The organism is Agarivorans sp. QJM3NY_25 (assembly GCF_050870875.2).
GTDB lineage: Bacteria > Pseudomonadota > Gammaproteobacteria > Enterobacterales > Celerinatantimonadaceae > Agarivorans.
In genome coordinates this window covers 557556-569973 of the sequence record NZ_CP194041.2, presented here as the reverse complement: position 1 = coordinate 569973, position 12418 = coordinate 557556, and the positions used below count along the sequence as shown (strand labels likewise).

Annotated in this window: 12 protein-coding genes; 3 read left to right on the top strand and 9 right to left on the bottom strand. The window is 46.2% G+C overall.

Annotation, left to right across the window (positions count from 1 at the left end; translation table 11 throughout):
• The first annotated feature begins 15 nt into the window (after positions 1-15).
• The gene (locus tag ACRRSW_RS02545) at positions 16-2604 is read left to right on the top strand and encodes a penicillin-binding protein 1A (RefSeq protein ID WP_432460779.1); all 2589 of its coding nucleotides are present in this window, start codon (positions 16-18) and stop codon (positions 2602-2604) included.
• On the opposite strand, the gene oxyR is transcribed toward ACRRSW_RS02545, so the two are convergent.
• The gene (gene oxyR, locus ACRRSW_RS02540; protein ID WP_432454734.1) at positions 2601-3491 is read right to left on the bottom strand and encodes a DNA-binding transcriptional regulator OxyR; all 891 of its coding nucleotides are present in this window, start codon (positions 3489-3491) and stop codon (positions 2601-2603) included. The genes ACRRSW_RS02545 and oxyR overlap by 4 nt on opposite strands.
• Positions 3492-3708: 217 nt before the next feature.
• Here oxyR and ACRRSW_RS02535 point away from each other — a divergent pair, with 217 nt between their 5' ends.
• Positions 3709-4041, top strand: coding sequence for a hypothetical protein (locus ACRRSW_RS02535; RefSeq protein ID WP_432460778.1), 333 nt, complete (start codon positions 3709-3711; stop codon positions 4039-4041).
• A gap of 29 nt (positions 4042-4070) precedes the next feature.
• Entirely contained in the window at positions 4071-6242 is a 2172-nt protein-coding gene (locus tag ACRRSW_RS02530) for a hypothetical protein (protein ID WP_432460777.1), read from the top strand.
• Between the two features lie 224 nt (positions 6243-6466).
• Here the strand turns inward: ACRRSW_RS02530 and tuf are convergent, their stop codons facing one another.
• From tuf to ACRRSW_RS02490, 8 genes are all read right to left on the bottom strand, one after another.
• Positions 6467-7651, bottom strand: coding sequence for an elongation factor Tu (gene tuf, locus ACRRSW_RS02525; RefSeq protein ID WP_432454751.1), 1185 nt, complete (start codon positions 7649-7651; stop codon positions 6467-6469).
• A gap of 67 nt (positions 7652-7718) precedes the next feature.
• Entirely contained in the window at positions 7719-9812 is a 2094-nt protein-coding gene (gene fusA / locus ACRRSW_RS02520; RefSeq protein WP_432454736.1) for an elongation factor G, read from the bottom strand.
• 78 nt (positions 9813-9890) lie between these two features.
• Entirely contained in the window at positions 9891-10361 is a 471-nt protein-coding gene (gene rpsG / locus ACRRSW_RS02515; protein WP_432454737.1) for a 30S ribosomal protein S7, read from the bottom strand.
• A gap of 94 nt (positions 10362-10455) precedes the next feature.
• A complete protein-coding gene (rpsL, locus tag ACRRSW_RS02510; RefSeq protein ID WP_248714063.1) occupies positions 10456-10830 on the bottom strand; it encodes a 30S ribosomal protein S12 in 375 nt (124 codons plus the stop codon).
• Between the two features lie 145 nt (positions 10831-10975).
• A complete protein-coding gene (gene tusB, locus ACRRSW_RS02505; protein ID WP_432454738.1) occupies positions 10976-11251 on the bottom strand; it encodes a sulfurtransferase complex subunit TusB in 276 nt (91 codons plus the stop codon).
• Position 11252: 1 nt separating this feature from the next.
• Positions 11253-11612, bottom strand: coding sequence for a sulfurtransferase complex subunit TusC (gene tusC, locus ACRRSW_RS02500; RefSeq protein ID WP_432454739.1), 360 nt, complete (start codon positions 11610-11612; stop codon positions 11253-11255).
• Positions 11609-12007 carry a sulfurtransferase complex subunit TusD gene (gene tusD, locus ACRRSW_RS02495; protein ID WP_432454740.1) on the bottom strand — a complete coding sequence of 133 codons (399 nt, stop codon included), beginning with the start codon at positions 12005-12007 and terminating at the stop codon, positions 11609-11611. The genes tusC and tusD overlap by 4 nt, the downstream gene beginning before the upstream one ends.
• 2 nt (positions 12008-12009) lie before the next feature.
• The gene (locus ACRRSW_RS02490) at positions 12010-12393 is read right to left on the bottom strand and encodes a RidA family protein (protein WP_432454741.1); all 384 of its coding nucleotides are present in this window, start codon (positions 12391-12393) and stop codon (positions 12010-12012) included.
• Positions 12394-12418: the final 25 nt, after the last annotated feature.

Here is a 12418-nt window from a genome sequence, read left to right as displayed (position 1 = left end):
AGTACAACTTTAGTAATGAAATGGCTTAAAAGACTGTTATTTTTAATTTTCTTAGGTTCTAGCCTCGGCTTAGTCGCAGTCACCGCACTGTATTTTTATGTCGCGCCGCAGTTACCAGACGTAAGCACTCTGCGCGACATCCAGCTGCAAACGCCGATGCGAGTATTCAGTGCCGACGGCGAGTTAATCTCGCAATTTGGAGAAAAAAGAAGGATCCCCTTAGCCATTGAAGATATCCCTGATGAGATGATTCATGCCTTCCTTGCCACCGAAGACGCGCGTTTTTATTCTCACCCAGGCATTGACCCGATCGGTATCACCCGAGCAGCGGTTAATCTACTTGCAACTGGCGAGAAAAGCCAAGGAGCAAGTACCATCACCCAGCAAGTTGCCCGAAATTTCTTTTTAAGTCGTGAAAAAACCTATATTCGAAAAATAAAAGAAATTTTCTTAGCCCTTAAGATTGAGCAACAGCTATCAAAAGATGAAATTTTATCGCTATATCTTAATAAGATTTCTTTAGGCTACCGTTCCTTCGGCGTTGGAGCCGCTGCGCAAGTCTATTACGGCAAAACGGTAGACCAATTAACTCTCGCCCAAATCGCGATCATTGCAGGGCTGCCGAAAGCCCCTTCTGCACTCAATCCAATTCGTTCACCAGAACGCGCTCGTGATCGCCGAAGAGTAGTCTTAGGAAGAATGCTAGAGACCGGTTATATTGACCAGGCTCGCTTCGATGAAGCCAATCAAGCCCCAATTACTGCATCCTACCATGGTGCAGAAATTACGTTACCGGCTCCCTATCTTGCAGAAATGGTCCGCCAGCAGATCCTTGAACAATTTGGTGAAGACGCCTACATATCCGGCATGGATGTATACACCACCATTACAGCTAAACGGCAAAATGCGGCCACCTCAGCATTGCGCAAAAACCTATTAAATTATGACCAACGACATGGGTATCGCGGAGCAATAGACCAGCTATGGAAACCCGGACAGCCCGCCTTGGAGCCTCAACAAATCAGTGAACAATTAGCCAACTTTCCTAACTATGGAGAACTTGTCGCTGCAGCGGTGATATCGGTCACCGAACAGCAAGCGACCATCGTGACCAAACAAGGGGAAGTGGGGGTGATCGACTGGGATAATATGAAGTGGGCTCGCCGTTTTATTAGTGATACCCGGCAAGGGCCGGCGCCTAAAACAGCCACTGAAGTGCTCACTGCTGGAGATATTATTTGGGTTGTCGCCCTTAACCAAGTAAGCGCTGAAACGGGTCCAGACTCAAGTAGTGATTCAACTGCGCCAAACAACAGCGAAGCCCAAAAATCAGAGTTGACTCATTATCAACTATCACAACTTCCAGATGCTGGCGCGGCACTGATTGCGATTTCTCCGCTGGATGGTGCAATAGAAGCACTGGTTGGCGGTTTTAGCTTTAATCAGAGTAAATTTAACCGCGTGACTCAAGCCAGCCGGCAAGTGGGTTCCAATATTAAACCTTTCCTCTACTCCGCCGCATTTGAACATGGTATGACCTTAGCGAGCTTAGAAAATGATGCCCCAATTAATCGCTGGGATCAGGCGATGGGCGTCGCATGGCGTCCCAAAAATTCACCGCCAGTTTACGATGGTCCGATCCGTTTGAGAGTGGGATTGGCAAAATCTAAAAATGTTATTTCGGTGCGTTTAATGCGCGACCTAGGCATCAATACGATGATTTCACACTTAGCCAAATTTGGCTTTCCTGCGAATGAGCTCCCCCGCAACGAATCACTTTCTCTAGGCTCAGCGTCATTAACTCCGATGCAAGTGGCGAGTGCTTACGGCTCTTTTGCCAATGGCGGCTATTTAGTCAGTCCTTATTTTATTGACCGAATAGAAGATGGCGAAGGCCATGTGCTCTTCCAGCAGTTACCGAAAGTCGCCTGTGATGATTGCCATGAGATTATTAATCATGCGCCAAACTTAGATGAGCTACTTGAACAAACTGGCGATCCACTAAAACAATGTGCGATTTCATTTGCTGAAACAGAAGACTTGGCGCCACGAATTATTAGTTCACAAAATGCTTTTTTGGTTTCACAAGCGATGAATAGCGTCATTTGGGGCGGAGGAAGTTGGGCACATAAAACAGGTTGGAATGGCACAGGTTGGCGTGCAGCAAGAGAGCTAAAACGACACGATATTGCCGGTAAAACAGGTACCACCAATGATGCCAAAGACGCTTGGTTTTCGGGCTTCGGCCCCGGCTTAGTGGTCACATCTTGGATAGGATTTGACGATTTCAATCGCGAATTAGGTGAAGCCTCATACAATGCTAATTTAGGCAAAGATCAAGTCACAGGGAAAGAGTTTGGAGCCAGAACTGCGCAACCCGCTTGGATTGACTTCATGAAAGTAGGCTTAGAAGGGATCCCTGAACAACCTTGGTCAATCCCTAAAAATATAAGTACGGTGCGGATAGACCGCGCCAGCGGCTTGTTAACCACCGCCAGCGATTACACGACTCGATTCGAATACTTTGAAAAAGGAACTGAACCTAGCGAGTATGTTAAACCGAGCAGTGGTTCAGTCTTTGATGCTGAAGACGAACTATTTTAATCAAAGTGAGTATGCCGCTTAATCAGGGCGGCTAATTGATTAAAGCAGGGTCGACGTACCGAGTTATTACGATATAACAGGCTAATCCGTCGGCTCGGCTCAGGAGCGCTAAAATGGCGATAACAAATGCCATTTTGCTCAGTTTCCAGAGGGATAGCCAGCTGTGGCAATAAAGTGATCCCCATGCCCGCAGCCACCATATGTCTTAGAGTCTCAAGACTGGTCGCCTTAAAACTGTTATCTTCTTTCGCCCCAGCCGCAAAACAGTAACCCATGGCCTGATCACGCAAACAATGGCCATCCTCCAGCATCAACAATTGCTCGCCTCTTAATTCAGTCAATTCAATGTGAGCCTGATGCTGCCACTTATGCTGAGAAGGCATGGCGAGCACTAACGCTTCATCAAATAAATCGATCGAACCAAAACGTTCCATTTCAGGAAGATAAGCCAACAACAGGCAATCTAAATCACCATCCTCTAAGCGTTGCAACAAGATATGTGTTTGTTCCTCATAAAGAAACAGGGCCATATCGGTAAATTCAGAACGAATATGTGGCACTATTTGCGGCAATAAATACGGCGCCAAAGTAGGAATTAAGCCCATATGTAAGGGGCCAGCCATTGGTGCCTGAAAGCTCTTCGCCATATCTTTAAGGCCCTTTACCTCGAGCAGGATCTGTCGGGCCTTAGCAGCCAACTCATCGCCAGCATGCGTAAAAATCACCTTGCGAGAAGTTCGCTCGATCAACAACAAGCCCAACTCTTCTTCTAACTTGGCAACCTGACCACTCAAAGTCGGCTGACTGACAAAACATTTTTCCGCAGCTTTGCGAAAATGCTTCAGCTCTTGTAAAGCCACTAAATACTCTAAATCACGAAGGTTCATGCATTCTCCTTTAATTACAGCTAATAATACGCTGCTTCGTCTCAATCAACCATACTGTAAGCGAGTAACTCGTGTAGGCTAAGTCGCGATCTAAGAAACTTTGCTATAAAGCTCGCATTCACAAACACGGTAATGCCAAGAAACGCTTAGATATGATATATAAGTAAACTATCAGGATTTCCGAATACAGGTCGTATCGGTTCACGGAGGAATAACCATGGTGTGGTTCAAACACAGCTTATTAATTTTCGTTAGTTCAATACTATTCGCGTGTGGGGGAGACGGCAGTGTCGACCTCAGCGGTGGGGGCAGCAGTGGTGGCGATGGTGGGACCAGCTCAAGCACCACCGCTTCAATCGGTATTGCCCTTTATACCTGTGCGGATGGGATTAATACTGCATTAATTCCGCAGGGGTGTGTGAAAACTAATACCGTTCCCAGTGATACTGATACCTACGTTGTAGTCACACTCTCAAATGCGAGCGCTATCGCGAATGAACTGGTCAGTCTGAGTACCGTAGTGCTGAACTTAAAGCAACCACCATTCTGATTGGTGATAATGGCATCGGTCATACAACAATGAGCGCACGTACCGATGCCACCAATGCAGACTCAGTTATCGCTACTTATAGCTATCAGAGCAATGGAGAAACCGCCACTGTTACGGCCACAGAGAACTACCAAGTGCAAATCAACTCTGGTGGTTCCGGCGGCTTAAATGAGCTTCAACTTGCTCTGTACGACTGCAATGGTGTAGCACGAGATCAAATCCCCACCGGATGTAACGTAACCAATAGCCTTTCTATCGAATCGCCCATTACAGCAGTCGCTCGCTTAAGCTATACAGGCGGAGCTCCCGCAAGTAACGAACTGATTTCATTATCAACGACCAACGCAGACCTGAGCGCAGAAACGATCTTGACGGACCAGAGTGGCTTGGGGATTGCTACTTTGTTCGCTCAATTGGAAACAACTGGTGCAGATAGCTTAGTCGCAAGCAATAGCGAACTAGGCGTCACTACTAGCGCCAACTATCAAGTAGGTCAAGCCAACCTAATGATGACCCTAAGTTCCAGCCTCACTGATGGCGCAACTTTGGGCTCTGACGCAACGGCTAGTATTAGTGCCACAATTACCGATAGTCAAGGTGACCTATATACAACCCCTGTGGCGATAGGCTTTGCTTCTAGTTGCAGCGCCCAAGATCTTGCCAAGATTTCAGATTCAGTGACCACTGTAAACGGCGTTGCAACTGCCATTTATCAGGCTGATGGTTGTAGCGGCAGTGATACGATTACTGTGACGCCGAGTATCAGCGTGATTGACCCTGAAAACTATGTTATCGATATTGCCACAACCAAAGCCAGCGGAATTACCTTCCAGTCAGCAACGCCACAAACCATTTATTTGAAAGAATCGGTGGGTGAAACCATCGCCGAGCTGGTTTATGTTGTCACCGATCCAACAGGCAAGCCCAAATCTGGTCAAGAGGTCACTTTTGCACTCGATTCAAAACTACACGGCGTAAAAATCAGCCCGCTAATAGCTCAATCCAATGCATCTGGTGAAGTACTGACCCGTGTCACGAGCGGAAACATGTCAGGAACGGTCGTGGTCAATGCAAGCTTTAGTGACCCCGACACTGGCAGCATCATCTCCAGCACTTCCAACGCGCTTGCGATTCATACTGGCGTGCCTTCACAGCAAAGTATGTCGTTATCGGCGAGCACTTTAGCCTTAGAGGCTTGGGGGATCGATGGCGTAAATAGCACCCTAACTCTGAGGGTCAGTGATGAAAACAACAATCCCATCCCTAATGATACGACCATCGTATTTGAAAGCGATGGCGGCCAAATTTCAGGCAATTGTAAAACTAGTGGCGAAGATACCAACAGTAGCTGCTCGGTTAGCTGGGCAAGCCAAAACCCCCGCCCGAAAGGTCACCTCTACGATCTTCCGGCAGGCAGCTGTAATGCACCTGGTTACATTCCTGGAGACCTAGTAAACACTCAAGGCAACAACCGCTATGGCGTGGGGCGAGCCTCAGTATTAGCGGTAACCGTCGGCCAAGAGTACTACTCTGACGTCAATGGTAATCGCATATATGATACTGGCGAAACATTCACCGCTCTTGGTGAAGCCTTTGTGGATAGTAATGAAAATGGTAGCTACGATGTAGCTGGCATCATTAACCATGATAGTGTCAATGTTGAGGAGCGATTCCGAGATTACAACGAAAACAATGAGTACGACAGCGCGACTGGTATCAAGGACTCTACGGTACCAGCTAGTTCCATCGTAGAACTGTTTAATGGCTTATCTTGTATTGTAGATTCGGACACTAACGGTTTATGTACCCGTGACTTGGTCGAAGTGCGCGATTCTGTGGTACTCATTATGGCCACCTCTGGCGCTAACATTCTGATTTCTGATACCACTAACACCAGTCCAGTCAGCAGTGTTGATTTAACCGCAGTTTCATCTCAGGGTTTAGTGATTACAGTTCAAGATCTTAATGGTAACCAAATGCCAGCTGGTACCACCGTATCTATCGGCTCTAATAATGGTGAACTATCCGGACAAACCTCCTTCACAGTGCCTGACGGTGTGCGGCTATGTGATTTAATTGGCCTTAGCGTGATACAGGAAAGTAGTCCGAACAACCGCACTGAAGGCACGATGACGGTCACTGTAACTAGCCCTGGGGGAGTAGAGAGCTCTCGTTCCATCGCCATTATTGATGCCGGCTAGCCACCTCTCGTAATAAAAAGCCAGTCAATGACTGGCTTTTTTATGGACTACTGCTAAGACCTGCTAAGACCTGCTAAGACCTGCTAAGACCTGCTAAGACCTGCTAAGACCTGCTAAGACCTGCTAAGACCTGCTAAGACCTGCTAAGCAGGATGATGCTATTTACTTTTCTTGAGGCAATAAAAAAGGCCGCCTAAGCGACCTTTCTTGCTTGTGCTAACTTCTTATTCGAAGATTTTAGCTACAACACCCGCACCTACTGTACGGCCACCTTCACGGATTGCGAAGCGTAAACCTTCGTCCATCGCGATTGGGCAGATTAGCTCAACAACAAATTTCAAGTTGTCGCCAGGCATAACCATTTCTACGCCTTCTGGAAGCTCTACCGCACCAGTTACGTCAGTTGTACGGAAGTAAAACTGTGGACGGTAACCTTTGAAGAATGGTGTGTGACGACCACCTTCATCTTTGCTTAGTACGTATACTTCAGCTTCGAACTTGGTGTGTGGAGTAATTGAACCTGGTTTCGCCAATACTTGACCACGTTGGACGTCATCACGCTTGGTACCACGTAACAAAATACCACAGTTCTCACCTGCACGACCTTCGTCAAGCAATTTGCGGAACATTTCAACACCAGTACAAGTTGTTTTGGTGGTTTCTTTGATACCAACAATTTCAATTTCTTCTGAAACTTTGATGATACCACGCTCAACACGACCGGTTACCACGGTACCACGACCTGAAATTGAGAATACATCTTCAATTGGTAGTAGGAATGGCTTGTCGATGTCACGCTCTGGCTCTGGAATGTAAGAATCTAAAGCTTCTGCAAGCTCAATGATTTTTGCTTCCCATGCTTCTTCGCCTTCTAGGGCTTTCAAAGCTGAACCTTGAATCACTGGTAAGTCATCACCAGGGAATTCGTATTCTGATAGAAGTTCACGTACTTCCATTTCTACTAATTCTAGAAGCTCTTCATCATCTACCATGTCACATTTGTTCATGAATACGATGATGTAAGGTACACCTACCTGACGAGAAAGCAGAATGTGCTCACGCGTTTGTGGCATTGGGCCATCGGTAGAAGCAACTACTAAGATAGCGCCGTCCATTTGTGCAGCACCGGTAATCATGTTTTTCACATAGTCGGCGTGTCCAGGACAGTCAACGTGTGCATAGTGACGAGTCGGTGTATCGTACTCAACGTGTGAAGTTGAGATTGTAATACCACGCTCGCGCTCTTCTGGAGCGTTATCGATTGCTGCGAAATCTTTTGCTTCACCGCCGTATACTTTTGCCAATACGTTAGTAATAGCCGCTGTTAAAGTTGTTTTACCGTGGTCAACGTGGCCAATAGTACCAACGTTTACATGCGGTTTATTACGTTCAAATTTTTCTTTAGACACGATATGTACCTTCTTTTCCATTCCGACCTGCCTCAACCAGAGACAAATCAATCATAGTTGAATTAGTTTATTTTGCTTCAATAATAGCATCAGCAACATTCTTGGGCGCTTCACTGTACTCGGTGAACTCCATCGAGTACGACGCACGCCCTTGAGTTGCCGAACGTAGATCTGTAGCATAGCCGAACATTGCAGACAGCGGCACTTTAGACTTAATAATCTTTAAGCCCGCAGGTCCATCGTCCATGCCTTCAATTATGCCACGACGACGATTCAAGTCACCCACTACATCTCCCATCCAATCTTCAGGAGTTGTAACTTCTACTTTCATCATCGGCTCAAGCAATACTGGATCAGCATCCAATGCGCCTTTTCTGAAGCCCATTGCACCGGCAATTTTAAACGCCATTTCGTTAGAGTCAACATCGTGGTACGAACCATCGAATAAAGTGACTTTAACGTCAAGCATTGGGTAACCCGCCAGCACACCCTGATCCATTTGCTCTTTACAGCCTTTGTCTACCGCTGGGATGTATTCCTTAGGAACAGTACCACCAACAATCTCATTGACAAATTCGTAACCAGCACCTGGCTCTAGAGGTTCCATACGCAACCAAACATGACCATATTGACCACGACCACCTGATTGACGCACAAACTTTCCTTCCACTTCAACTTGCTTGCGAATCGCTTCGCGATAAGCAACTTGAGGTTTACCTACATTACAATCCACGTTGAATTCACGCTTCATGCGATCTACGATGATATCTAAGTGCAACTCACCCATACCTGAGATAAGGGTTTGTCCAGATTCTTCATTAGTTTCTACGCGGAACGACGGATCCTCAGCGGCCAATTTCCCCAAAGCAACACCCATTCTTTCTTGGTCTGCTTTAGTTCTAGGCTCAACCGCAATTTGAATCACCGGCTCCGGGAATTCCATTCGCTCAAGAACCACTTTATTGTTCATATCACATAAAGTGTCACCCGTGGTGACGTCTTTGAGACCAATCGCAGCGGCAATATCACCAGCACGAACTTCTTTGATCTCTTTCCGGTCGTTTGAATGCATCTGCACCATACGACCAAGACGCTCACGTTTTTGTTTAACCGAGTTATACACCGCAGTGCCGGTTTCAACCGTTCCCGAATAAACACGCATAAAGGTTAACGTTCCCACAAATGGGTCGGTCGCAATTTTAAACGCCAACGCAGCAAAAGGTGCATCGTCATCTGCTGGACAGTCAACTTCGTTGTCTTTCTCGTCCAAACCTTTAATAGCGGCAACGTGATTTGGCGCCGGCAAATATTCAACAACAGCGTCAAGCACAGCTTGTACACCTTTGTTCTTAAATGCCGAGCCACATGTCGCTAGCACGATCTCGTTGTTTAGCGTGCGTTTACGCAAGCCAAACTTGATTTCGCTTTCACTTAACTCGCCTTCTTCCAAGTACTTATCCATAAGCTCATCGCTAGCCTCTGCAGCAGCTTCCACGAGTTCTTCGTGAAGCTGTTCAGCTCGGGCGACTAATTCAGCTGGAATGTCTTCATAGTTAAAGGTGGTCCCTTGGTCCGCTTCGCTCCAGTTAATCGCCTTCATTTTAATTAGGTCGATAACTCCAACGAATCCTTCTTCAGCACCAATGTTAAGTTGAATAGGTACACAATTAGCACCTAAACGATCACGGATTTGCTCAATTACCCGTTCAAAATCTGCACCAGCCCTATCCATTTTGTTCACGAATACTAATCGTGGCACTGAATATTTATCGGCTTGACGCCACACTGTTTCAGATTGAGGTTCAACACCTGATGAACCACAAAATACAACTACAGCACCATCTAATACCCGCAACGAACGTTCAACTTCAATGGTGAAGTCAACGTGCCCAGGAGTATCGATGATATTGACACGATGTTCTTCAAATTGGGCATTCATACCACGCCAAAAAGTGGTCGTCGCCGCAGAAGTAATCGTAATCCCGCGTTCTTGTTCTTGTTCCATCCAGTCCATGGTAGCTGCGCCATCATGTACCTCACCAATTTTATGAGATAGACCGGTATAGAAAAGGACTCGCTCTGTAGTTGTTGTTTTGCCAGCGTCAACATGAGCACAGATACCGATATTGCGGTAGCGCTCAATTGGAGTTGTACGAGCCATTGTTATCCTCTTGCTAAGGAAATATCCTTAGTCTCACATAGAAAGCAGCACAGCTGTTTTAAGCAGCTGTGCAAGCAATTACCAGCGGTAATGAGCAAACGCTTTGTTTGCATCGGCCATACGGTGAACGTCTTCACGTTTCTTAACCGCAGAACCTTTGTTTTCGCTCGCGTCTAGGATTTCACCCGCTAGACGTAAAGCCATAGATTTTTCACCACGTTTACGTGCTGCATCTACCATCCAACGCATACCTAGAGTGTTACGACGCACAGGGCGTACTTCTACAGGTACTTGGTAAGTAGAACCACCAACACGGCGAGATTTAACCTCTACCGATGGGCGCACGTTTTCAAGAGCAATTTCAAAAATTTCTTGGTGAGACTTGCCTGATTTCTCAGCTGCACCGTCTAATGCACCATAAACAATTTTTTCTGAAATAGATTTCTTACCATCAACCATTACTACGTTGATGAACTTAGCCAGAAGTTCTGATCCGAACTTAGGATCTGGCAAGATTTTGCGTTGACCGATCACTCGACGTCTAGGCATTTGAATATCTCCGGTATGCTTCAGGTTTCCCCAAAACGAATTTTAAAAAAATTTCGCTATAACTAAATGTTTGGCCTTACTTAACGGAGAGCCGTTATGACTTAGGACGTTTAGCGCCGTATTTTGAACGTCCTTGACGACGATCACTTACGCCAGCACAGTCTAATGCGCCGCGTACGGTGTGGTAGCGAACACCTGGTAAGTCTTTAACACGACCACCACGGATCAAGATCACTGAGTGCTCTTGTAAGTTATGACCCTCACCTCCGATGTAAGAAGTTACTTCGAATCCGTTAGTTAAACGAACACGAGCGACCTTACGTAATGCTGAGTTAGGTTTTTTTGGAGTAGTGGTATATACACGAGTACATACACCACGACGTTGTGGACACGCAGCAAGTGCAGGTACATTGCTTTTTACAGCTTTGCTTGCACGTGGCTTACGAACCAACTGGTTAATCGTTGCCATTCGAAATAGCTCCTGAAATTACATTTAAACATGTGAAAAAAATCTATCCCCTATTTTGGGGAGGCGAAATTTTATGCGTTGCGCGGATAAGAGTCAAGACTTGCGAATCACCTAAATCTAATATTTTTTAGTCTTGAGGGATAGCTTACCAAGTGAGACAGGGGGTATGGCTTACCGTGAGCTGAACAAATTGTTGATAATCGATAGCATTAAAGGAGCTAATCTTAAGTCCGCGAGCCTGCATATCATCCAACAACACCGATAAACGGCCCTGTGCGCTTAACGCCACTAACTTTGCATCAGCTTTGACTAAGGCATACACAGCATCTTCAATCAACACCAAATGGCTGTCAACGTCCATTTGTTGGATACAGGCTTGAAACTCTGAACTTGCATAACTGTGACGCATAATATGAAGCATTTTAAAACCTTAATATCGCATGGGCATGCCCATAACGCGTCCAAAAATCCTGACTTGCCAATGCCTTTGTAGGGATAGCCAATTGCTCCAGTGTCAGTCCTCGCTCGGCTAACGCCAAAGGATTAACAAAAACTTGCTCTACATCGTATAACTCAAGTAAACCATAGGTCGGTAAAATATTCCGCTGCAAAATGCCTGCTGGCTGTTGGTTCACCAACAACTGCCATACACCCTCACCGTCAAAGTAAGCCACCACATCCTCGGTCACGGCTGAAGCCGCTAAACAAGCATCGAGCGACTCACGGGCGAGAGAAGTTCCATGAGGCGGAGTCGCAAAAATGAACACTAATGCCTTATTCACAGTTGAACCACCCGGTCGGCAGCAAGCATGGCCATCGACATCTCGGCTAATCCGGACATACTAAAATGCTCACTCATCGACCAACTCTCAAGACCATGGTTTTGCGCATCCTGCTGGGTCACAACCCCACGTCGATACGCTGCAGCACTGCATACTAACAACTCACAATTGGCACGGACCTTCAGATCCAGCCAAGCTTGATGAAAGTCAACTTCATCACTCGCAGGAAGAGCACTCACGATGGCATTGGAAACCCCTTCTAAATAGAAGAATACGGTATTCAATGCATGCCCCTGTTGAACAATCGCATTTGCCAGATTTAGAGCAGTCGCACTGCCCTGTCGACCATATAAGGGACTGGTAACAACCAAGGCATAATTTAGATTTTTTAGCATGTTTACTTAATGTGAGCGATAGCTTCAACTTCAACCAGAACATCTTTGGGTAAACGCGCAACTTCAACACAAGAACGCGCCGGCGCATTTTCCGGAAAATATTCAGCATACACAGCATTGAATGCAGTAAAGTTAGCCATATCGCTCAAAAAACAAGTAGTCTTAAATACCGTGGTCCGGTCTGCACCAGCAGCCGCTAATACCGCCATTAAGTTTTCCATCACTTGACGAGTTTGCTCAGAAATACCGCCATCGACAATTTCCATGCTACTTGGAACTAAAGGGATCTGTCCTGAAGTAAACACCAATTCATCGATTTTTGTTGCCTGAGAATATGGACCTATCGCAGCAGGTGCTGCATCGCTTGATACAATTTGTTTGCTCATAATATGCTCTTCAATACTAATATTA

Coding starts and splice junctions, on each gene's coding strand:
- ACRRSW_RS02545 (WP_432460779.1), top strand. CDS start 16: ATGAAATGGCTTAAAAGACTGTTATTTTTAATTTTCTTAGGTTCTAGC.
- oxyR (WP_432454734.1), bottom strand. CDS start 3,491: ATGAACCTTCGTGATTTAGAGTATTTAGTGGCTTTACAAGAGCTGAAG.
- ACRRSW_RS02535 (WP_432460778.1), top strand. CDS start 3,709: ATGGTGTGGTTCAAACACAGCTTATTAATTTTCGTTAGTTCAATACTA.
- ACRRSW_RS02530 (WP_432460777.1), top strand. CDS start 4,071: ATGAGCGCACGTACCGATGCCACCAATGCAGACTCAGTTATCGCTACT.
- fusA (WP_432454736.1), bottom strand. CDS start 9,812: ATGGCTCGTACAACTCCAATTGAGCGCTACCGCAATATCGGTATCTGT.
- rpsG (WP_432454737.1), bottom strand. CDS start 10,361: ATGCCTAGACGTCGAGTGATCGGTCAACGCAAAATCTTGCCAGATCCT.
- rpsL (WP_248714063.1), bottom strand. CDS start 10,830: ATGGCAACGATTAACCAGTTGGTTCGTAAGCCACGTGCAAGCAAAGCT.
- tusB (WP_432454738.1), bottom strand. CDS start 11,251: ATGCTTCATATTATGCGTCACAGTTATGCAAGTTCAGAGTTTCAAGCC.
- tusD (WP_432454740.1), bottom strand. CDS start 12,007: ATGCTAAAAAATCTAAATTATGCCTTGGTTGTTACCAGTCCCTTATAT.
- ACRRSW_RS02490 (WP_432454741.1), bottom strand. CDS start 12,393: ATGAGCAAACAAATTGTATCAAGCGATGCAGCACCTGCTGCGATAGGT.